The organism is Pseudoalteromonas sp. bablab_jr011, assembly GCF_016464045.1.
Lineage (GTDB): Bacteria > Pseudomonadota > Gammaproteobacteria > Enterobacterales > Alteromonadaceae > Pseudoalteromonas > Pseudoalteromonas lipolytica.
Genome location: NZ_JACDWU010000259.1, coordinates 1 through 324, shown reverse-complemented (window position 1 = coordinate 324; position 324 = coordinate 1). Strand labels below are relative to the sequence as shown.

At 46.0% G+C, this 324-nt stretch carries 1 pseudogene; it reads left to right on the top strand.

Going from position 1 to position 324, the window contains the following annotated elements:
* Positions 1 to 324, top strand: a pseudogene (locus tag JIG41_RS15250) (signal recognition particle-docking protein FtsY); the annotation flags it as partial.

Here is a 324-nt window from a genome sequence, read left to right as displayed (position 1 = left end):
GAGCAAGCACGTGTTGCAGCCGAGAAAGCTGAAGCCGAACGTGTAGAACAAGAACGCATTGCAGCAGAAAAAGCTGAAGCTGAACGTGTAGAACAAGAACGTATTGCAGCAGAAAAAGCTGAAGCTGAACGTGTAGAACAAGAACGCATTGCAGCAGAAAAAGCTGAAGCTGAACGTGTAGAACAAGAACGTATTGCAGCAGAAAAAGCTGAAGCTGAACGTTTAGAACAGGAGCGCATTGCAGCAGAAAAAGCTGAAGCTGAACGTGTAGAACAGGAACGTATTGCAGCAGAACAAGCTGAAGCTGAGCGTATAGAACAAGCT